The sequence below is a fragment of the Nonomuraea sp. NPDC050556 genome (assembly GCF_044457355.1).
Taxonomy (GTDB): Bacteria; Actinomycetota; Actinomycetes; order Streptosporangiales; family Streptosporangiaceae; genus Nonomuraea.
Window position 1 is genome coordinate 592,601 of record NZ_JBITGU010000001.1, and the last position, 20,450, is coordinate 613,050.

Here is a 20,450-nt window from a genome sequence, read left to right on the forward strand (position 1 = left end):
GAAGGCGAGTCATACCGATGACCCACCCTGGTGACTCGTGACAGGAGCCCGACCCATGGCTGACTGGCAGCTCGTCCACGCCGAGCGGGCCGCGCTCGCCGCCCATCTAGCCGACCTGACCGACGAGCAATGGGCCACGCCGTCCCTGTGCGCCGGGCTGTCGGTGCGTGAGGTGCTGGCCCACCTCACCGCGTCCGCCAACCTCACCCCCGCGAGGTGGATGTGGGGCGTGATCTGCTGCCGGTTCGACTTCGACAGGATGGTCGCCATGCGGCTGGCGGAGCACCTGGGCGCCACCCCGGCCGAGACGCTCGCCAGGTTCCGGCGGTCCGTCACCAGCACCACCAAGCCGCCCCTCCCGGTCCTGGCGATGCTCGGCGAGACGATCGTGCACGGGCAGGACATCAGACGACCCCTGGGCATCCAGCACGACCCCCCGATCGAGGCACTCACCCGGATCGCCGCGTACTACGGCAGCTCCGACCTGGTAGTCCTCGCCAAGGGCCGGATCGAAGGCCTCCGGCTCGAAGCGACGGACGGGCCGTTCGCCACCGGCGAGGGACCGCTGGTGAGCGGCGGCACGCTGGCGCTGGTGATGGCGATGACGGGCCGCGCGCCGTACTGCGACGACCTGGACGGCGACGGCGTCAAGCTCCTGCGGGACCGATGCTGACGCAGACCACGCGGACGCGGGCCCCGGCGCGCGGGCGGCGGGTGCTCCCGGGGGAACGAACACCAAGCCCGAGTCGGTGCCTAGCCAATAGCGCAATGTCAGCGGCGGCGGAGCGACGCCAGGTAGCCGTTCAGGATCTGCCTGGTCTGGTCCGAGCTCCATATCTCCAGCACCGCAGCGTCGTCGGCCTCCCGATGGACGGCGATGCGCTCGACCGCGCCCCTCCGGAGCTGGCGCTTGGACAGCGCGTACACCTCGGCGGGCGCCGCGCAGAGCAGCTCAGCCCGCCGCAACGCCACGTCGAGCAGCTGATCGGGTGCGACAACCTCGTGCACCAAGCCCAGCGGTACGGCCTGCTCGGCGGTGAACCGCCCGGCGCCGAGCACCATGGTGTCCAACGCCGCCCCCACCGCGTGCCGCATGATCTCCAGCGGCACCGTCGGAAACGGCACCCCGGCGGCGAGCTCGGTCAGCCCGATGGTGCCACCCGCCATCAGCCGGACATCGCACGCCGCGGCCAGGACACACCCGCCCGCCAGCGCATGCCCGTTCACCGCGGCCACGACGGGCTTGGGATGCTCGAACAGGCTGAGCGCCGCGACGCTGAGCGCGGGCAGGAACGCCGCCACGTACTCCCGCCCACCGTCGACGATCCGCTTCAGATCCACCCCGGCGGAGAACGCACGCCCGCTCCCGGTCAGCACCACAGCCCGGGCCCCGGCGACGTCGGCCAGGACGTGGGGGAGTGCGGAGAGCACCTCCAGGTCCAGCGCGTTCACTGGCCCGTGGTTCAACGTCAGTACGGCGACGCCGTCACGCTCGGATGTCTCGATCATCCGGCCATTGTTCCCCCGGCACGCGGACAAGGCGCGATTTCATGCCATTTAATAACTCTATGGATACAGGCTTACCCGAATCTGTTACCACCGCGCTGGAGGAGTACCGGGCGCTGCGAGCGCGTCACGGCGTCTGCTGGGGAGAGTCCTGGCTGGGGTATCTGGGCGAGGTCGCCACCAGCGCCTACCTGATGCGCCCCTACCGCTACGGCGACCACGCCCGCCAGGACCGCGACCTCGCCAGGACCGTGCGCGACGCGCTCGCGGGCGACGTCCTGGACAACCTGCCCGTCCTGCGCCTGACCCCCGAAGGTGCCCGGCTGGAGACCAGGCCGAGGGCGGTGCTCGACGACGACCCGCTCCCGATCACCCTCCTGCTGGACTCCAGCCTCCCCACCCCGGCGACCGTCACGATCGAAGGCGTCCCTCACGAGGTGGCGGCGGGCGGCGCGCTGCTGGTCGACACCACCACCGGCGCGCGGATCGACGGCGTCGACACCACCAGCCTGACGGTGAGACGGGAGTCCGCCAGGCTGACCCTGCGCGCGGGGATGGTGTGCCGCTGGGGAGTGGTCTCCGCCGACGGCCAGGGCTGGTGGCCGGAGGGTGCGCCGCCCAAGCTGGACGCGCACCGCAGGCCGTACTTCCACGGTGACGACGTCACCCTCGACGTGCCCGCCGAGACCCTGACGGTCAGGGTGGCCAGGGGCATGGAGTACACGAGCGACGAAATCAGCCTCACCCTCGCGCCGGGCGAGCACCGCCGCGTCGAGCTCGCCCCGGAGCGGATCTACGACAGCGTCGCGCGCGGCTGGTACGGCGGGGACCTGCACGCGCATCTCAACTGGATGGGCGACGAGCCCGCCGCGCCGGAGCTGGCGGCCAGGGCCCAGCACGGCGAGGACCTGCACGTGCTCAACCTGGTGGCGGGCAACGTGGCGGGCGAGCGCGTCTACGACCTGGAGGCGTTCGAGCACTGGGTGGGCCGGGACCTGCCGTGGTCGGACGCCACGCACGTGGCCCGCATGGGCGTGGAGTACCGCAACGACCTGCTGGGCCACTGCACCGCCTTCGGCGTGACCAGGCCGCCGCGCCGCTGGCACAGCGGCTTCGTCGACGCCGACCACCCCACCAACGCCGAGGCGCTGGCCGACCTGCGCGCGGCCGGCGGCGTCACCGGGTACGGTCACCCGTTCCACACCCCCGGTGACGAGTTCGGCGACGGGCGCAACTGCGCCGCCAGGGAGATCGTCGCCGACGCCGCGCTGGGCCTCATCGACAGCCTCGACGTGCTCAACCACTCCTCGCTGGAGGCCACGGCGGCCGTCTACCGGCACCTGATCGGCGCGGGCAACCGGCTGGCCGTCACCGCGGGCACCGACATCGTCCTGTCGATCTCCCGCCGCGGCACCGCCTCCAGCCCGCCGGGCTGGGCGCGCGTCTACGCCCGCCTCGACGGCCCCCTCACCGCGAGCTCGTACGGCGAGGCCGTCGCGGCCGGCCGTACCTTCGCCACGACCGGGCCATGGCTGGAGCTCAGCGTGAACGGCCACGGGCCGGGGGACACGGTACGGCTCAGCCCGGGAGAGCGGGTCAGCGTGGAGGTCACCTCGATCGGCCCCGAGGTGGAGCGGCTGGAGATCCACACCGCGACCGAGACGATCACCGGCCCGCCCGGCAGGTTCACCGCCGAGCTGACGATCACCGAACCGACCTACCTCGTCGCCACCGCCGCCGGACCGCCCCACGAGCGGTCCCTGCACAGGATGGGCGCCTACGCGCACACCAGCCCGGTCTACCTGGACGTGGCGGGCGAGCACGTGGCCAGACCGGAGGACGTGGCCTGGTGCCTGGCCTGGTTGCAACGGCTGGAGGACGAGCTGCGGTCGCGCGGCCGGTTCGAGCACAAGGAGCAGCTGGAGGCACACCTGGAGCTGTACGAGAGGGCGCGGCAGGTGTATCGATCCCGGGAAGCGTAACCATTGTGTTACGCTTCCCGGTGTGGATGAGGTGGCAGGGGCGATCGCCGACCCGGTGCGCAGGGAGATCCTGGTGCTGCTCCGGGCCGGGCGGCTCTCCGCCGGGCAGATCGCCGGGCACTTCACGATCAGCAGGCCCGCCGTAAGCCGTCATCTGCGGGTGCTCAGGGAGGCGGGGCTGGTCCGCGACGAGCTCGCGGGGCGGCAGCGGCTGTACGGGCTCGACCCCAGCCGCCTGCTCGACCTGGCCGCCTGGCTCGGGCAGTTCGGCGGGCCGTCCGCCTGGGAGCACCGATTCGACGCGCTGGAGACAGAGGTTTACCGCACCCGCCGCGACCGCCGCACCGGCGGCGCGGCGGACCAGCCCCAGGAGGAGACCGCATGAACCCGACCGGCCGTTTGCTGCGTGGCGAGTCAGGCAGCAGGCTCGTTCTCACCCGTACCTTCCGCGCGCCCATCGACGACGTGTGGGCCAGCGTCACCGAGTCCGACCGCACCGCCCGCTGGTTCGGCCCCTGGAAGGGCGACGCGGCGCCGGGCCGGACGATCCAGGTGCAGATGGTCTTCGAGGAGCAGGGGCCGTGGATGGACCTGCGCATCGACGCCTGCGAGCCGCCGCGCCGCCTGGCCTGCTCGTCCACCGACGACCACGGTACGTGGCGGCTGGAGCTGCTGCTGTCGGAGTCGGACGGCACGACGCAACTGGAGTTCGTGCAGCACCTGGAGAGCGAGGAGGGCGTCGGGGAGATCGGGCCGGGCTGGGAGTACTACCTCGACCAGCTCGTCGCCTCCCGCGAGGACGCGCCGCGGCCCGACTTCAACGACTATTTCCCGTCGATGCAGGCGTACTACGAGGGCCTGCGCGACTAGGTCCTGCGGCGCCTGACGAGGATGACGACTGCCGGGACGCTCACTGGACGGCGGCGGAGCGCGCGGGCGGGCGTTCTGCCGCGGTGAAGCCCTTCGCGAGTAGCCAGACCGCGAGCACCATCTCGTTCACCATCAGCGGGGCGATGAGCGCGGCGTGCAGGGGTGAGGACAGGTTCAGCTCGCCGTACATGACCAGGAGCGCGTCGGCCGTGTACGGCAATACGGCGATCAGCGCCCAGCCCGAGATCGGGCGGGGTACGGCGAGCGAACCAAAGAGCGCGGAGTTGAGCAGCAGGGCGCCCAGGCAGAAGAAGATCGAGCTGAGCGGATACCCCCAGGTGTCGTAGGCGAGGTCGACGCCCGTGAGCGGGACGACGGCGGCGGGGAGGACGAGAACGACCTCGACCGTCCTGGCGACGACGTACCCGAGGGCCAGTTGCTCGCTGTGCTGCCGCAGGACCGGGAAGATCAGCGGCGGGATCATGGCCATGGCAGCCGCCATGATCAACACCAGGAGTCCGCTGGTTGCTTTTGAGCCGGGGAGCGCGACGCTCAGCACGCCCGCTGCCGTCGCGATGATGAAAAGGGAACCGACGGCTCGTGCCGTCGTCCGGGTACGCATACTCTGCCTCCTGTATGGCCTGATGTGGTGCGATCGTGGCCCGGCGCGGTGTGCGGGCGGTGTGCTGCCGGTGGGGAGTTCTCGTGGTCCGGATCCGCGTGTTCGGTGGCGTCGGCGCCGAGACCGACGACGGGCTTCCCATCGACGTCGGGTCCGGGAGGACGCAGGCGCTGCTGGGGGCGCTGGCGATGTCTTCCGGGTCGCCTGTGCCGGTCTCGCGGCTGATCGAGCTGGTGTGGGGGGACGCGCCGCCGCGTACCGTGACGAAGACCTTGCAGTGGCATGTGGCGCGGTTGCGCAAGGGGTTGCCGATCAGCCGGGTGGGGGCGGCTTACCGGCTCGACGTGGCCTCGGACGCGGTCGACGTTTTGCGCTTCCGCCGGTGCCTGCGTGAGGGGGACGTCGAGGGGGCTCTGGCCGAGTGGACGGGGGTTCCGCTGGCGGGGGTGGACGCTCCGGGGCTGGCCGGGGTGGTGGACGGTCTCACGGAGGAATGGCTGGGGGCGGTCGAGGTCGATCTCGAACGCCGGATGGACGTCGCGGCGCTGACCGAGCTGGCGGCGCAGTACCCCTTGCGTGAGGGGGTGTGGGCGCTGCTGATGACCGCCCTGGCCCGCGCCGGCCGACGCGGCGACGCCCTCGCCGCCTACCAGCAGGCCAGACGCCACCTCATCGAGCACCTCGGCATAGAGCCGGGGGTACGGCTGCGCAACCTGGAAACGCGGATCCTCCGCGAGGACGAAGGCGAAGGGGAGGGTGGGCGGGATCGCGAGCCGGATGGCGGTTCGGGTGGGCCGGAGGGGAATCTGCCGCGGCGGATGAGCCCGCTCATCGGGAGGGACGATGTGCTCCGCACGCTCGACGGGCTGCTCGCGGAGGCGAGTGTGGTCACGCTGGTGGGGCCGGGCGGGATCGGCAAGACCCGCCTCGCGCTGGCGGCCGGGCGGCGGGTGGTTGCCGAGCGAGCGCACTCCGTCGAGCAAGCCGAGGTGCGGAGCGTGGTGGTGGGGAGAGTGTGGTTCGTGGAGCTCGGTGAGGTGACCTCGTCCGGTGAGGTGGCGCGGGCGGTGGCTGACACGCTCGGGGTGGCGCAGCGGGCCGGGCGGAGTGTCACCGAGTCGGTGGTCGCCGCACTACGGTCAAGCCCCGCGTTGCTGATCGTCGACAACTGCGAGCACGTGCTCGACGGTGCGGCCCGCCTCGTGCAGGCGATCGTCAGAGGGTGTCCCGAGGTGCGGGTGCTGGCCACCTCCAGGGAGCGCCTCGACGTCGACGGCGAGCGTGTGTTCGTGGTCGGATCGCTGGACCAGGTCGCCGGCGAGGAGCTGTTCCACGTCCGCGCGCTGGCCGCCGACCACACCTACGACCGGGCCGATGTCGCTGAGTTGTGTCGCCGCCTCGACGGGATCCCGCTGGCGATCGAGCTGGCAGCCGCACGGGTGCGGAGCCACTCTCCGGCGCAACTCCTGGCGAACGTCCACGTCGGCGTGCGCAGGACCGGCGAGCCCAGGCATCGCAGCCTGCGCGCCGCCATCCAATGGTCATACGACCTGCTCACCCCGCCCGAGCAGGAGCTCCTGCAGTGCCTGTCGATCTTCAACGGCCCGTTCCACCGTGAAGCCGTGGCGAAGGTCGCCGACGACGACGAGGCCCTGAGTGCCCTGGTGGACCGGTCGATGGTGACCGTGGAACCCGGCCCCCGCTTCCGCCTCCTCGAACCCATCCGCCAGTTCGCCGCCGCCCTCCTCCCCGACAGGGCCCCGCTGGCCGTACGGCACGCAGCCTGGTGCGCAGACGAAACCGCCCGCATAGGGCAGTTACTCGCAGGCCCCCAAGAGGTAACCGGCGTAGCCCGCCTCCGCGACCTGTGGCCCAACCTGAGAGCCGCCGTAGCCTGGGCGGGTACGGCGGGCGACCCCTACCTGGCCGACGCCCTCGTCCGCCCGATCGCCACCGAGCTGGCCCTCCGCGGCCAGCAGGAGATCGGCGACTGGGCGGAACGCATCCTCGAAATGCTCCCCGAGCAGGAGACCGACCTGCGCTCCTTCTGGCTGCTGTGGGTGGCAGAGCGCTACACCCAGAACGGCAATCCCGAAGGCTACAAAGAACCGGCAGACCAGGATGGACCGCTGCAGTCCTATGCCCGGGCCTACGTCGAAGGCGACGGCCACGCGCTCAGCCGGTTGCTCCCCGAAGCCGTGGCCGAGCTGCGCCGTATGGGCGAGCCGTACGTCGCGACGTTCGTCGAGATGAACGCGGCGGGAACCCTCCTCGGCATCGGCCACTTCGAGCAGGTGGACCGCTACGTAGCAGCCCTGGACGGCCCCCCGACGCTCAGGCACTGGGCCCTGCAGACCCTCGCCTACTCCGCCGCCTTCCAGGGACGGCAGGCCGACGCCGAGCGGTACTTCGACCAGGCCGCCACCGTGGACGTCCCGGAAGGCTCGCTCTCGGCGGGCAAGGCCGTCCAGGCGAGATCGGCGTTCCGCCGCGGCGACCGCAGGCGCGCGTTCCGCATCCTCCGCACCTACATGGACGAGCTCATCACCACCGACAACGTGATCGCCGCCAGCGTCGTCTGCATCGAGTTCGTCAACATGATGGCCGCCGCGGGCCAGCCGGAGGAGGCTGGCCGCATGCTCGCCTACCTGGAGACCAGGAACGACTTCGGCGCCATGGCCGCACGAACCCTGATAACCGCCGACGTCGAGAGCAAGCCAGGGCCGCCGCTCACCGACCGGCAGGCCCTGGACCACATGGCCGACGTCCTCGACCGTCAGGCGCCGACGTAGGACGCCAGGTGCTCGCCGGTCAACGTGGACCGGGCGGCGACGAGGTCGGCGGGGGTGCCTTCGAAGACGATCTTGCCGCCGTCGTGTCCCGCGCCTGGGCCGAGGTCGATGATCCAGTCGGCGTGGGCCATGACGGCCTGGTGGTGCTCGATGACGATGACGGATTTTCCGGCGTCGACGAGGCGGTCGAGCAGGCCGAGGAGGTTCTCGACGTCGGCCAGGTGCAGGCCGGTGGTGGGTTCGTCGAGGATGTAGACGCCGCCCTTGTCGCCCATGTGGGTGGCCAGCTTGAGGCGCTGCCGTTCGCCGCCGGATAGGGTGGTGAGCGGCTGGCCCAGGCTGATGTAGCCGAGACCCACGTCGGCGAGCCGCTCCAGGATCGCGTGCGCGGCCGGGATACGCGCTTCACCGGAGCCGAAGAACTCCAGCGCCTCGCTCACCGGCATCGCCAGCACCTCGCTGATGTCGCGCCCGCCGAGGTGGTAGTCGAGCACCGCCGCCTGGAAACGCTTGCCCTCGCACTCCTCGCAGGTGCTGGCCACCCCGGCCATCATGCCGAGGTCGGTGTAGATGACTCCGGCGCCGTTGCAGGTGGGGCAGGCGCCTTCGGAGTTGGCGCTGAACAGGGCCGGTTTGACGCCGTTGGCCTTGGCGAAGGCCTTGCGGATCGGGTCGAGCAGGCCGGTGTAGGTGGCCGGGTTGCTGCGCCGCGACCCCTTGATCGCGCCCTGGTCCACCGAGACGACCCCGGCGCTCGCCGGGATCGAGCCGTGGATCAGCGAGCTCTTGCCCGACCCCGCGACCCCGGTGACCACGCACAGCACCCCGAGCGGCACGTCGACGTCGACGTCCTGAAGGTTGTGACGGGTCGCGCCGCGGATCTCCAGCTTGCCCTTGGGCGTCCGCACCGTCTCCTTGAGCTGCGCCCGGTCGTCCAGGTGGCGGCCGGTGATGGTGTCGCTGGCGCGCAGACCGTCGAGCGTGCCCTCGAAGCAGATCGTGCCGCCCGCCGTACCCGCCCCAGGACCGAGGTCGACGATGTGGTCGGCGATCGCGATGGCCTCGGGCTTGTGCTCCACCACGAGCACGGTGTTGCCCTTGTCGCGCAGCCGCAGGAGCAGCTCGTTCATCCGCTGGATGTCGTGCGGGTGCAGGCCGATCGTGGGCTCGTCGAAGACGTAGGTGACGTCGGTCAGCGCGGAGCCGAGGTGGCGGATCATCTTGGTGCGCTGCGCCTCGCCGCCGGACAGCGTGCCCGCCGGGCGTTCGAGCGCCAGGTAGCCCAGCCCGATCTCCACGAACGACTCCAGCGTGGCCACCAGCTTGCCCAGCAGCGGCGCCACCGACGGCTCGTCGAGGCCGCGCGCCCATTCGGCGAGGTCGCGGATCTCCATCGCGCAGGCGTCCGCGATGCTGATGCCCTTGATCTTCGAGGAGCGCGCCTCGGCGCTGAGCCTGGTGCCGTCGCAGTCGGGGCAGACGGTGAAGGTGACCGCCCGGTCCACGAACTCGCGGATGTGCGGCTGCATGGCCTCCCTGTCCTTGGACAGGAACGACTTCTGGATCTTGGGGATCAGCCCCTCGTAGGTCAGGTTGACGCCGTCGACCTTGACCTTGACCGGCGCGTGGTAGAGGAAGTCGTTGAGCTCCTTCTTGGTGTACTTGCTGATCGGCTTGTTCGCGTCGACGAACCCGGACTCGGCGTAGACGCGGACCGTCCAGAAGCTGTCGGACTTCCAGCCGGGGATGGTGAACGCGCCCTCTGCCAGTGACTTGGAGTCGTCGTAGAGCTGGGACAGGTCGATGTCGTTGACCTTGCCCCGGCCCTCGCAGCGCAGGCACATGCCGCCGGTGATGCTGAACTCGCGCCGCTCCTTCACGGTGTGCCCGCCGCGCTCGATCTTGACGGCGCCCGCGCCGCTGATCGAGGCGACGTTGAAGGAGAACGCCTGGGGCGAGCCGATGTGCGGCTGCCCCAGGCGGCTGAACAGGATGCGCAGCATCGCGTTCGCGTCGGTGGCCGTGCCGACCGTGGAGCGCGGGTCTGAGCCCATCCGCTGCTGGTCGACGAGGATCGCGGTGGTCAGCCCGTCGAGGACGTCGACCTCCGGTCGGGCCAGCGTCGGCATGAACCCCTGCACGAAGGCGCTGTAGGTCTCGTTGATCAGCCGCTGCGACTCCGCCGCGATCGTGCTGAACACCAGCGAGCTCTTGCCGGACCCCGACACCCCGGTGAACACCGTCAGGCGGCGCTTGGGCAGCTCGACGCTGACGTCCTTGAGGTTGTTCACCCGCGCGCCGTACACGCGGATCAGATCGTGGCTGTCGGCCTCGTGCATGGTTCTCCAACCTTCCTTCGTCTACGTCCGCAGCTTACGAGTCCTGGAGCAACCCGAGGACGTTCCCGTCAGGGTCGGTGAAGGTGGCCACCAGGCGGCCGCCGCCGACGTCGCGCGGGGCCTGCTTCACCGTCGCTCCGGCCGCGGTCACCTCCGCCAGCTTCACCTCGATGTCGGTCACGTGCCAGTAGTCCACCGGTCCGGTGTCCTCGGAACCCGGCACCAGCCCGATGTGCTGGCCCGCCGTGTCGAAGCCGACATAGTACGAAGAGTCGGCGCTCGGCGCCACGCCCAGCAGCGCGGTGTACACCGCCTTGGCCTTCTCCAGGTCGGTCACGGGGTGCAGAACGGTCTTGATTCCCTGTGTTTCCATGCCGGTCACGCTAGGTGCGCCACGGTGAGAGGCGCTTCTCGATTCCTGCTCGGTCTGGTCAATTCGGGTAAGATTCCCCTATGACCCCAGAAGACCTCGCCAACCTCGCGCACCTGCGCAGGGCGCGGGATCTGATGGACCGCGACTACGCGCAGCCGCTCGACGTGCCCACGATGGCCAGGCGCGCGCTCATGTCCCCCGCGCACTTCTCGCGGCAGTTCAGAGCGGTGTACGGCGAGACGCCGTACAGCTATCTCATGACCCGCAGGATCGAGCGGGCGATGGCGCTGCTGCGCGGCGGCATGAGCGTGACCGACGCCTGCATGGCGGTCGGCTGTACCTCGCTCGGCTCGTTCAGCTCGCGCTTCACCGAGATCGTGGGGGAGACGCCCAGCGCGTACCGCGGCAGGGAGCACGACGCGATCACGGCCATGCCGGCGTGCGTGGCCAAGGTGCGCACCCGCCCGGCGCGCGGCCGCGACGCGGCCTAACGTTGGCTCCATGACCATCGCTCTCCAGTACTGCCACATCACCGTCAACGACGTGGACGAGGCGCTTGGCTTCTACCGCGACGCGCTCGGCCTCGACGTGCGCAACGACGTCGCCTCCGACGGCTTCCGCTGGGTCACGCTCGGCAGCGCGGCCCAGCCGAACCTCGAGATCGTGCTGTCCGAGCCGCACGCGGGCCGGTCCAAGGCGGACGGCGACGCCCTGCAGGAGCTGCTCATCAAGGGCGTGCTGCCGATGACCGTGTTCAGCACCGACGACGTCGACGCGACCTTCGAGCGGGTCAGGGCGTCGGGCGCCGACGTGCTGCAGGAGCCGCACGACCAGGCCTACGGGCCGCGCGACTGCGCCTTCCGCGACCCGTCGGGCAACATGGTGCGCATCCAGAGCGCGGTCAGCGGATCTCGTTGATCCTGAGCAGGTTCCCCGCCGGGTCGCGGAACGCGCAGTCGCGCACGCCGTAGTCCTGGTCGGTGGGCTCCTGGACGACCTCGGCACCGCTGGCCTGCACCCGCTCGAACGTCGCGTCGAGGTCGGTGGTGGCCAGGACGATCCCGGCGAACGTGCCCTTGGCCATCATCTCGGTGATGGTCTTGCGCTCGTCGTCGGTGATGCCGGGATCGGCGACCGGCGGCTGCAGGACGATGGACGTGCTGGGCTGGCCGGGCGGGCCCACCCTGATCCAGCGCATCCCGTCGTAGCCGACGTCGTCGCGCACCTCGAAGCCGAGGACGTCGCGGTAGAAGGTCAGCGAGGCCTCCGGGTCGTCGTGCGGGAGGAAGCTCGAGTGAATCGTGATGTCCATACCGTTCACGCTAGATGCGCCTCCGCCGGTGCCGCTTCTCGATTCCTGATCGGTCTCGTCACCTGCTTGGCCACGCACGGCGGCATCCCGGCCGTCGCGCGCGCCGCCTCGCGCCGGTAGGTGCTCGGCGGCACGCCGACCAGCTCGGTGAAGCGGGTGCTGAAGGTGCCCAGCGACGAGCAGCCCACCGCGAAGCACACCTCGGTGACGGTCATCTCCCCGTGGCGCAGCAGCGCCATCGCCCGCTCGATCCGGCGCGTCATCAGGTAGCCGTAGGGCGCTTCGCCGTACGCGAGCTTGAACTGGCGGCTCAGGTGGCCGGCGGACATGTTCACGCCGCGGGCGAGCGCCTCGACGTCCAGCGGCTGGGCGTACTCCCGGTCGATGCGGTCGCGGACGCGGCGGAGCAGGGCGAGGTCGCGCAGGCGCTGTGCTTGGGCACTGCTCACCTGTCCCACGATATACCGCGCGTTGAGGGTCGTCCGGGCATCGTCCCAGCACCGGCCGCGCGAAGTCTCCGGTACCGGTTCAACGACAGCCTTGAAGTCATGACCAATCAACTGGAGCTGCGGAAGCAGCGATACCTCGGCGCGTCCGTCGTGCTGTCGGGCGGGGTGCTGGTCGGCGCGATCAACATCTACCTGGCGGCGAGCCTGCTCCCGAGCGCGGTGGCCGACCTCGGCGGCGAGGGCTTCTACGCCTGGAACATGACCGTCTACCTCGTCGCGATGGTGATCGCGACCATGCTCACCGGCCGCTACCTGGCCCGCTGGGGCAACGTCGGCGCCTACCTGATCGGCTTCGCCACGTTCGCCGCGGGCTCGCTCGCCTGCGCGGCGAGCCCGGCGATGGCCGTGCTGCTGGTCTCGCGCGGCGTCCAGGGGCTCGGCGCCGGGCTGCTGTCCGGGCTGGGGTTCGCGGTCATCCGCGCCGCGCTGCCGCCCCGGCTGTGGACGCGCGGCACCGCGCTCATGTCGGCGATGTACGGCGTGGGCAACTTCGCCGGGCCCGCCCTCGGCGGCCTGTTCGCCCAGCTCGGATCGTGGCGGGTGGCGTTCGTGACGATGGCGGTGCTCGGCATCGGGTGCGCGGCGATCGTGCCCCGCGTCCTGCCGCGCGGCGAGCGGGCGGGCGTGCGGGTGCCGATCCCGGCCCTGTCGATGCTGCTGATCGCGGCGGCTGCCGGGGCCGTGAGCGTGGCCGGGGTGGTGGACGGCACGGCGGCGAAGGCGGGCTGCATCGCGGCCGCGCTGCTGCTGGTGGCGGGGTTCGTCGCGCACGAGCGCCGCAGCGAGCTGCGGGTCTTCCCGCGCACGACCTACGAGCGGGGGGCGTCGCTGAAGTGGGTGTACCTGACGCTGGGGCTGCTGGCCTTCGGCGTGGCGGCCGAGTCGTTCCTGCCGCTGTTCGGACAGCGGCTGGCCGGGCTGCCGCCGCTGGTGGCGGGGTTCTTCGCCGCCGCCATCTCGCTCGGCTGGTCGCTCACGCAGATCCTGGGCTCGTCGGTGACCGGGCGGCGGGCCGTACGCGGGTTGCGCGTGCTCGGCCCGGTGCTGCTCGCCGCCGGCCTCGCCGTACAGGGGTTGGTGATGCGGGAGAACCCGCTGGTGTGGGTGCCGGTCCTGTTCCTCGCGGGGGCGGGAATCGGGCTGGCCTACCCGCACCTGTCGGTGGCCGCGATGTCCAGCACGCAGGACCCGGAGGAGGGTGGGCGGGCCGCCGCCGGGATCGCCACCGTCACGAGCCTGTCGATCGCGTACGGCACAGCCGTCGCGGGCGCCCTGGTCAACCTGGGCGGCGCCTCGACGCTCGACGCGGCGCGGAACATGTTCTTCGGCCTCGCCGCCGTCTGCGCCGTCGGTGCCCTCACCTCCGCCAGGGGGAACCGTGCCTGACTTCCCGATGCCTCGCGACGCCGCATGCCCGTTCGACCCCGCGCCCGGCATGGGCCTTCTGCCGCCGGTCTCCCGCGTGCGGCTGTGGGACGGCAGCACGCCGTGGCTGGTCACCGGCTACGCCGACGCCCGCGCCGTGCTGTCCGACCCGCGGGTCAGCGTCGACGTCGCCCAGCCCGGCTTCCCGCACACCAACGCGGTGAGCAGGGCGCGACGCGCGGATGAAGACGCTCATGCAGATGGACCCGCCGGAGCACACCTTCTACCGTCGGCTCCTGACCGCCGACTTCATGGTCAGGAAGGTGGAAGGGCTGCGGCCGGGGATCCAGCGGCTCGTCGACGACCTCATCGATACGATGCTTGCCGGGCCGCGCCCGGCCGACCTGGTGGAGGCGCTCGCGCTTCCGCTGCCCTCGCTGGTGATCTGCGAGCTGCTCGGCGTGCCGTACGGTGACCGGGCCTTCTTCCAGCGGGTGGCGGGAGAGCTCGTCATGGACGAGGGCGACCCGGCACGCGCCGTGGCGGCCAGTGAGGAGCTGGACGGCTACCTCGACGGCCTGCTGGAGGAGGCGGGCGACGGCATCCTCGGCAGGCTGGCGGGCGGCGGCGCGATGACCCGGCCGGAGATCCGCACGATGGCCCAGCTCCTGCTGGTGGCCGGGCACGACACGACCGCGAACATGATCGCGCTGGGTACGGCCGCGCTGCTGGCGAACCCGGACCAGCTCGCCGCGGTGCGCGACGGTGACGCAGCGCTGGTCGCCAACACCGTCGAGGAGCTGCTGCGCTACCTGTCCATCACGCACACCGAGGCCCGCCGCGTCGCGCTGGAGGACCTCGAGGTGGGCGGGCAGCTGATCCGCGCGGGCGAGGGCATCGTCGTGGTGAAGAGCGTCGCCAACCGGGATCCGGCGGCGTTCCCCGGCCCCGGCACGCTCGACGTGCGCAGGAAGGCCCGCCATCACGTCGCGTTCGGCTACGGCGTGCACCAGTGCCTGGGGCAGCCGCTGGCCCGGGTGGAGCTGCAGGTCGTGTACGGCACGCTCTACCGGCGCATCCCCACCCTGGCGCTGGCCGTACCGCTGGAGCGGCTGGACTTCAAGGACCACGCCGTCTTCTACGGCGTCCGCGAACTGCCCGTCACCTGGTGAAACACCGAAGGAGAAACGCCATGAAGATCACCCTCGACCAGGACGCCTGCGCAGGTTCCGGGCAGTGCGTGCTCATCGCCCCCGACGTGTTCGACCAGCGGGACGAGGACGGCATCGCCGTGCTGCTCCAGGGCGAACCGGGGCCCGAGCTCCAGGACGACGTCCTGGAGGCGGCCCGCATCTGCCCGGCGCGGGCGATCCTCACCCGAGGATGAGCGGGACCACCTCGTCCGAAGGCCGCCGTCCCGTGCCGGCCAGCAGGGCGTCCGTGTCGGAGAGCGACGCGGGGAGCGGGGTCCCGGCGATCTCCTCCAGCATCGCGCGCGTGCGGGCCAGCCCTTCCGCGGGCGGCCCCGCCGTACCGGGAAGGTGCGCGACGAGGTCGAGGTGGTGCAGCGTCCACTCCAGGACGTAGGCGTCCAGGTAGTCGCCCGCGGTGAGGACCTCGTCGCGGGTGCCCACCCGCTGGGCGGGGTCGGCGAGCGCGGCGGCGCGACCGGCGGCTGAGCCGACGTCGTCGAGGTGGAACCTGAGCAGCCAGGGCTCCCCGTAGGCGGCGGCCAGCCGGACGGTCAGCGCGTCGAGCGGATCGTCCCCGGTCGGCGGGGCGTCGAGGACCTCCCAGTAGGTCACGGAGTTGCGGGTCGGTTCCGCGTCGACGGGGGTGGCGAGGGTGATCAGGACGTCCTGGGCGTCGATGACCAGATGGCACACGAGGTCCCGCACCAGCCATCCGGCGCACCCGGACGGCTGGGCGAAGTCCTCGTCGGAAAGCCCTGCGACGGCCTTGAGCAAGGCCGCCCACGACTGCGAGAAGAGATCCATTCCCACAACCCTACGATGGGCGGATATTCCGCGACGCGACACGGCCGCACTCCACAACCAGGTGAACCCCCGGGATCCCGCCGACGGGTTCTACGACGCGGTGGTCGGGCTCGGCGGCGGGATGGTGTGGAGCGGGCGGTCGCGCGCAGGGGTCAGAGGGTGCTCGACAGCGGCCAGGTGGCGTTCGGTGTGACGATGGTGCCCGACTTGCCGATGAGGATGTCCTCGGCGTCCGCCAGCCGCCCGATCGCCGCCATGTCGCCCGTAGTCTCCACGAAACGGCACACCGCCTCCACCTTGGGCCCCATCGAGCCGGCGGGGAAGCCGATCGCGCGCATCTCGTGCGGCGTGGCGTGGCCGATCTCCCTGGCCTGCGGCGTGCCGTACCCGTCGATGACGGCAGGCACGTCGGTGAGGACCATGAAGACGTCCGCCTCCAGCGCCTCGGCCAGCATCGCGCCGGTGAGGTCCTTGTCGATGACGGCCTCGATGCCCTGCAACTGGCCGCGCTCGTTGCGCACCACCGGGATGCCCCCGCCGCCCGCGCAGACCACGACCACGCCCTCGCGGACCAGGTTGCGGATGAGCCTCGTCTCCACGACCCGCTGCGGCGCGGGCGACGGGACGACCCGCCGCCAGTGCTCGCCGTCCCGCTTGACGGTCCAGCCGTTCTCGGCGGCGAGCCGCTCCGCCTCGGCCTGGCCGTACACCTGGCCGACGAACTTGGTCGGGTCGTCGAAGGCGGGGTCGACGGCGGAGACGAGGGTCTGGTTGACCATGGCGGCCACCTGGCGGCCGGGCAGCGCGTTCTGCAGGCCCTGGAGCAGCCAGTAGCCGATCATGCCCTGCGTCTCGGCGCCGAGCGTGTCCAGCGGGTACGGCCCGCTCAGGTTCTCGTCGGCGGCGCTCTGCAGCGCCAGGACCCCGACCTGCGGCCCGTTGCCGTGCGTGATGATCAGCTCGTGCCGCTCGGCCAGCGGCGCGAGGGCGCGTACGGCTGTCGCCACGTTCTCCCGCTGCGGGGCGGCGTCGGGCTTCTGACCGCGCTGGAGCAGGGCGTTGCCACCGAGGGCGACGACGATTCTCATGATCAGGCTCCCAGGGTCGCGACCATGACGGCCTTGATGGTGTGCAGCCGGTTCTCCGCCTGGTCGAAGACGATGGAGCGAGGCGACTCGAAGACGTCCTCGGTGACCTCCAGCGACTCCATCCCCGTCTTGGCGTGGATCTCGCGCCCGACCGAGGTCTCGGTGTTGTGGAAGGCGGGCAGGCAGTGCATGAACTTGACCCGCGGGTTCGCCGTCGCCTCCACCACGGCCTGGTTGACCTGGTAGTCGCGCAGCAGCGCGATCCGCTCGTCCCACACGGAAGCGGGCTCGCCCATGGAGACCCACACGTCGGTGTAGAGGAAGTCGGCGCCGCGCACCCCGAACTCGACGTCGGTGGTGATGGTGATCTGGGCGCCGGTGCGGTCGGCGATCGCGAGGGCGGGCTTGACCACGGTGTCCTCGTCGGGCCAGAGCGACTTCGGCGCGACCAGCCGCACGTCCATGCCGAGCAGCGCCGCCGCGACGAGCAACGAGTTGCCCATGTTGTTGCGCGCGTCGCCGAGGTAGGCGAAGGAGATCTCGTGCAGCGGCTTGTCGCTGTGCTCGCTCATCGTGAGCATGTCGGCGAGCATCTGGGTGGGGTGCCACTCGTCGGTGAGGCCGTTCCACACGGGAACACCCGAGTAAGCGGCCAGCTCCTCGACGTGCTCCTGCTTCTTGCCGCGGAACTCGATGCCGTCGTACATCCGGCCGAGCACCCGGGCGGTGTCCTTGACCGACTCCTTGTGCCCCATCTGCGAGCCGGTCGGGTCGAGGTAGGTGACGTCGGCGCCCTGGTCGTGGGCGGCGACCTCGAAGGCGCACCTGGTCCTGGTGGAGCTCTTCTCGAAGATCAGCGCGATGTTCTTGCCGGTCAGGCGGGGCCGCTCGACCCCGGCGTACTTGGCCGCCTTGAGCTCGGCCGAGAGCTTCAGCAGGAACCTGAACTCCTCGGGCGTGAAGTCGAGCTCCTTGAGGAAGCTGCGGTTGCGCAGGTTGAAAGCCATGGTCAGATCGCCTCTCGCTCGATGGGGCAGCTCATGCAGCGGGGTCCGCCCCGGCCGCGGCCGAGCTCGCTGCCGCGGATCTCGAGCACCTCGATGCCCTGCTCGCGCAGGTAGTTGTTGGTGGTGGTGTTGCGCTCGTAGGCGACGACGACGCCCGGCTCGATGGCCAGGACGTTGCACCCGTCGTCCCACTGCTCGCGCTCGGCGGCGTGGACGTCCTGGGCGGCGGTGAGGATCCTGACGTCGTCCAGGCCGATCGCGCGGCCGATGGCCCGCGTCATCTGCTCCGGCGCGTTGTCGGTGATCTTGAGTTCCTTCTCGTTGTCGCCCGGCTCGATGGTCCACGAGCGCAGGTCGCCCATCCCGGCGTAGCGGGTGAAGACGCCGTGGTCGACGTTCGTCATAACCGTGTCCAGGTGCATGAACGCGCGCGCCTTCGGCATGTCGAGCGCCACGATGCTCGACGCGGAACCGGCCTCGAACAGGCTCTTGGCCAGCATCTCGACGGCCTGCGGCTGGGTGCGCTCGCTCATCCCCACCAGCACCGCGCCGTTGCCGATGACCAGCACGTCGCCGCCCTCGATCGTGGCCGGGGCCATCGCGGTGCCCTCGTTCCACACGTGGTAGTCGGTGCCGTACCCGGCGGCGAACAGCGGGTGCCAGCGGTAGATGGCCTCCATGTTGACCGTCTCCCGCATGCGCGCCTTCTTGCGCATCGCGTTGATGGAGACGCCGTCGTAGATCCAGTTGGAGGTGTCGCGGGTGAACAGGTGGTTGGGCAGCGGCGCGAGGACGAAGTCGTCCATCTCCACGGTGTGGAAGGCGATGGAGCGCGGGTCGCAGCCCAGCTCCATGATCTCCCGCTTCGTGATGCCGCCCGTGAGGTACGGCTGCAGCCGTACGGAGGGCAGGGCGTCTAGGGTGTTGCGGATCGCGTCGGTGGCCAGCGGGCCGAACCAGCGCTCGTCCACCACCGAGTCCAGGATGTGCTTGCGCGCCTCGGGGATGTCGATCGTCTGCCTGAGCAGGTCGGCGAGCAGGTGGACGGTGATGCCGCGGTCGCGCAGCACCTGCTGCCACTCGTCGTGCTCCTCCATGGCCCGCTGCACCCACAGCACGTCGTCGAAGAGGAGGTCGTCCTTGTTCGACGGGGTCAGGCGCTTGAGGGCGAGCTCCGGCTTGTGCAGGATGACCTGCTTGAGGTGACCGACTTCCGAGTCGACGTGGAAGGTCATGACAGTTCCCCCTTGTTAATCGTTGGGCCGTACTCGCCGCGGCGGGCCTTGACCCAGATGTAGACGGGCACCCCGACGAGCATCATCAGGAAGCCGATGAAGATCGCTTCCATGCCCGCGCCGTAGGTCATCCAGAACGCGAAGGCCATGGCCAGCATGGTGATCGTCAGGTCCTTGCCGAGCTTGGTCCCGTGCACCCGCCTGGCCCCCGTGACCAGCCAGAACAGCTGCGAGCAAGCGGAGAAGAAGTACGGGATGACGGTGGTGAAGGTCGCGATGAGCAGGATCATCTCGAAGCCGTCACTGGTGCCGAAGTAGTTGTAGAGCACGACCAGCGAGGTCAGCGCGGTGCCCAGGACGATCCCGAACCACGGCGCGCCACGGCGCGACTCGCGGGTGAACGCCTTCGGGAACATGCCCTCCTTGGCCGCCGCCAGCGGCATCTCGGCCACCAGCATCGTCCAGCCGTTGATCGCGCCGATGCCGGAGACGATCGCGCAGACCGCCATCAGGCCGCCGCCGACGCTGCCGCCGAACATGTTGTTGATCGCGTCGGCGAACGGCGCCGTGGAGTTGACCAGCGCGTCGTGCGGGACGGTGCCGAAGATGGCGACCGTGGACAGCATGTACATCGCGGCGCAGATCAGCACGCCGTAGAAGCTGGCCCTGCCGATGTTGCGCGCCGGGTTCTTGATCTTGTCGGCGATGATCGTGACGCTCTCGACGCCGGAGTAGATGAACAGCGCGAGCGCCCCGGCCATGGACAGCGCGCCCAGCCAGTTGCCGTCCGTGGCGTTGAACGGGCCGAAGTTGCCCGCCTTGACGAAGAACAGGCCCACCACCCCGACGAACACCAGCGGGATGAACTTGAGCACCGTCGTGACCATCGTGAAGGCGCCGATGTTCTTCACGCCGGTCAGGTTGATCAGCGCCGGGATCCAGAGCGCCACCAGTGCCAGCGCGGCCTGGGCGAGCGGGTTCTCCCAGTGCAGGAAGTAGTTGACGTAGTTGACCCACACCACCGCCATCGCGGCGTTGCCGATCCAGGCCGTCAGCCAGAACGACCAGGCGTTCCAGAACCCGGGAAACTCACCGAAGGCGTCACGGGCGTAGGCGTACGGCCCGCCGCCCGCCGGGATGCGCGCGCCCAGCTTCCCGAAGACCATGGCGAGCGCGATGGCCCCGAGGGTCACCACGGCCATGGCCACCAGGCTCACCGTGCCGTACTTGGCCAGCGAGGCGGGCAGCAGGAACACCCCGGTTCCCACGATGTTGCCGACCACGAGGGCCACGGCGTGCGGCAGGCCGAGCTTGCCGGTCTTCGCCGTCGTGCCCACGGGTGGCGGAGCGAGCGTTGTCTCTGACATTTCTCCCCCTTCGATGCCCCCAGCTTCGCTCCGACCCGATGAAGGCTTCCTGAAGAGCCTGAAGGGATCTTCAGGAAACGTGTGCG

Annotated in this window: 21 protein-coding genes; 10 read left to right on the forward strand and 11 right to left on the reverse strand. The window is 70.6% G+C overall.

Annotated elements, in window-relative coordinates; genetic code table 11:
- Positions 1 to 55 precede the first annotated feature (55 nt).
- Complete coding sequence (locus ACIBG8_RS02965; protein WP_397340775.1) at positions 56 to 673, forward strand: maleylpyruvate isomerase family mycothiol-dependent enzyme; 618 nt, start codon at positions 56 to 58, stop codon at positions 671 to 673.
- A 98-nt stretch (positions 674 to 771) separates the two neighbouring features.
- Here the strand turns inward: ACIBG8_RS02965 and ACIBG8_RS02970 are convergent, their stop codons facing one another.
- Positions 772 to 1,509 (reverse strand): enoyl-CoA hydratase/isomerase family protein, encoded by a 738-nt coding sequence (locus ACIBG8_RS02970; RefSeq protein ID WP_397340776.1) that lies wholly within the window; start codon positions 1,507 to 1,509, stop codon positions 772 to 774.
- Between the two features lie 59 nt (positions 1,510 to 1,568).
- Here ACIBG8_RS02970 and ACIBG8_RS02975 point away from each other — a divergent pair, with 59 nt between their 5' ends.
- Genes ACIBG8_RS02975 through ACIBG8_RS02985 form a run of 3 tightly spaced genes read left to right on the forward strand, consistent with a single transcriptional unit; the run spans position 1,569 to position 4,358 of the window.
- Positions 1,569 to 3,488, forward strand: coding sequence for a CehA/McbA family metallohydrolase (locus ACIBG8_RS02975; RefSeq protein ID WP_397340777.1), 1,920 nt, complete (start codon positions 1,569 to 1,571; stop codon positions 3,486 to 3,488).
- A 22-nt stretch (positions 3,489 to 3,510) separates the two neighbouring features.
- Positions 3,511 to 3,873, forward strand: a complete 363-nt coding sequence (locus tag ACIBG8_RS02980) for a metalloregulator ArsR/SmtB family transcription factor (RefSeq protein WP_397340778.1) — start codon at positions 3,511 to 3,513, stop codon at positions 3,871 to 3,873.
- Positions 3,870 to 4,358 (forward strand): SRPBCC family protein, encoded by a 489-nt coding sequence (locus ACIBG8_RS02985; RefSeq protein ID WP_397340779.1) that lies wholly within the window; start codon positions 3,870 to 3,872, stop codon positions 4,356 to 4,358. The genes ACIBG8_RS02980 and ACIBG8_RS02985 overlap by 4 nt, the downstream gene beginning before the upstream one ends.
- Before the next feature lie 40 nt (positions 4,359 to 4,398).
- On the opposite strand, the gene ACIBG8_RS02990 is transcribed toward ACIBG8_RS02985, so the two are convergent.
- Entirely contained in the window at positions 4,399 to 4,980 is a 582-nt protein-coding gene (locus ACIBG8_RS02990; protein ID WP_397340780.1) for a DUF4386 family protein, read from the reverse strand.
- Between the two features lie 83 nt (positions 4,981 to 5,063).
- Between ACIBG8_RS02990 and ACIBG8_RS02995 the strand changes: the two genes are divergently transcribed.
- Positions 5,064 to 7,772, forward strand: a complete 2,709-nt coding sequence (locus tag ACIBG8_RS02995; protein WP_397340782.1) for a BTAD domain-containing putative transcriptional regulator — start codon at positions 5,064 to 5,066, stop codon at positions 7,770 to 7,772.
- Here ACIBG8_RS02995 and ACIBG8_RS03000 read toward each other — a convergent pair.
- On the reverse strand, positions 7,757 to 10,111 hold the full coding sequence (locus tag ACIBG8_RS03000; RefSeq protein ID WP_397340783.1) for an ATP-binding cassette domain-containing protein: 2,355 nt from the start codon (positions 10,109 to 10,111) through the stop codon (positions 7,757 to 7,759). The genes ACIBG8_RS02995 and ACIBG8_RS03000 overlap by 16 nt on opposite strands.
- A gap of 34 nt (positions 10,112 to 10,145) precedes the next feature.
- Positions 10,146 to 10,484 (reverse strand): VOC family protein, encoded by a 339-nt coding sequence (locus ACIBG8_RS03005; RefSeq protein ID WP_397340784.1) that lies wholly within the window; start codon positions 10,482 to 10,484, stop codon positions 10,146 to 10,148.
- Positions 10,485 to 10,564: 80 nt separating this feature from the next.
- Between ACIBG8_RS03005 and ACIBG8_RS03010 the strand changes: the two genes are divergently transcribed.
- Both ACIBG8_RS03010 and ACIBG8_RS03015 read left to right on the forward strand, forming a co-directional pair.
- Complete coding sequence (locus ACIBG8_RS03010; RefSeq protein WP_397340785.1) at positions 10,565 to 10,975, forward strand: helix-turn-helix transcriptional regulator; 411 nt, start codon at positions 10,565 to 10,567, stop codon at positions 10,973 to 10,975.
- Between the two features lie 10 nt (positions 10,976 to 10,985).
- Entirely contained in the window at positions 10,986 to 11,402 is a 417-nt protein-coding gene (locus ACIBG8_RS03015; RefSeq protein WP_397340786.1) for a VOC family protein, read from the forward strand.
- Here the strand turns inward: ACIBG8_RS03015 and ACIBG8_RS03020 are convergent.
- The gene (locus ACIBG8_RS03020) at positions 11,386 to 11,796 is read right to left on the reverse strand and encodes a VOC family protein (protein ID WP_397340787.1); all 411 of its coding nucleotides are present in this window, start codon (positions 11,794 to 11,796) and stop codon (positions 11,386 to 11,388) included. The genes ACIBG8_RS03015 and ACIBG8_RS03020 overlap by 17 nt on opposite strands.
- Before the next feature lie 5 nt (positions 11,797 to 11,801).
- Positions 11,802 to 12,245, reverse strand: coding sequence for a helix-turn-helix transcriptional regulator (locus ACIBG8_RS03025; RefSeq protein WP_397340788.1), 444 nt, complete (start codon positions 12,243 to 12,245; stop codon positions 11,802 to 11,804).
- A gap of 99 nt (positions 12,246 to 12,344) precedes the next feature.
- Between ACIBG8_RS03025 and ACIBG8_RS03030 the strand changes: the two genes are divergently transcribed.
- From ACIBG8_RS03030 to ACIBG8_RS03040, 3 genes are all read left to right on the forward strand, one after another.
- On the forward strand, positions 12,345 to 13,691 hold the full coding sequence (locus ACIBG8_RS03030; protein WP_397340789.1) for an MFS transporter: 1,347 nt from the start codon (positions 12,345 to 12,347) through the stop codon (positions 13,689 to 13,691).
- A 221-nt stretch (positions 13,692 to 13,912) separates the two neighbouring features.
- Positions 13,913 to 14,842 (forward strand): cytochrome P450, encoded by a 930-nt coding sequence (locus ACIBG8_RS03035; protein WP_397340790.1) that lies wholly within the window; start codon positions 13,913 to 13,915, stop codon positions 14,840 to 14,842.
- A 20-nt stretch (positions 14,843 to 14,862) separates the two neighbouring features.
- Entirely contained in the window at positions 14,863 to 15,057 is a 195-nt protein-coding gene (locus ACIBG8_RS03040; protein ID WP_397340791.1) for a ferredoxin, read from the forward strand.
- On the opposite strand, the gene ACIBG8_RS03045 is transcribed toward ACIBG8_RS03040, so the two are convergent.
- From ACIBG8_RS03045 to ACIBG8_RS03065, 5 genes are all read right to left on the reverse strand, one after another.
- Positions 15,044 to 15,667: a maleylpyruvate isomerase N-terminal domain-containing protein gene (locus tag ACIBG8_RS03045; protein WP_397340792.1), complete on the reverse strand. Its 624-nt coding sequence runs from the start codon at positions 15,665 to 15,667 to the stop codon at positions 15,044 to 15,046. The two genes, ACIBG8_RS03040 and ACIBG8_RS03045, sit on opposite strands and share 14 nt — an antisense overlap.
- A gap of 152 nt (positions 15,668 to 15,819) precedes the next feature.
- Positions 15,820 to 16,755, reverse strand: coding sequence for a carbamate kinase (arcC, locus tag ACIBG8_RS03050; RefSeq protein ID WP_397340793.1), 936 nt, complete (start codon positions 16,753 to 16,755; stop codon positions 15,820 to 15,822).
- A gap of 2 nt (positions 16,756 to 16,757) precedes the next feature.
- A complete protein-coding gene (gene argF, locus ACIBG8_RS03055; RefSeq protein WP_397340794.1) occupies positions 16,758 to 17,762 on the reverse strand; it encodes an ornithine carbamoyltransferase in 1,005 nt (334 codons plus the stop codon).
- Positions 17,763 to 17,764: 2 nt separating this feature from the next.
- Positions 17,765 to 18,997 carry an arginine deiminase gene (locus tag ACIBG8_RS03060; protein ID WP_397340795.1) on the reverse strand — a complete coding sequence of 411 codons (1,233 nt, stop codon included), beginning with the start codon at positions 18,995 to 18,997 and terminating at the stop codon, positions 17,765 to 17,767.
- The gene (locus ACIBG8_RS03065) at positions 18,994 to 20,364 is read right to left on the reverse strand and encodes an amino acid permease (RefSeq protein ID WP_397340796.1); all 1,371 of its coding nucleotides are present in this window, start codon (positions 20,362 to 20,364) and stop codon (positions 18,994 to 18,996) included. The genes ACIBG8_RS03060 and ACIBG8_RS03065 overlap by 4 nt, the downstream gene beginning before the upstream one ends.
- Positions 20,365 to 20,450 lie beyond the last annotated feature (86 nt).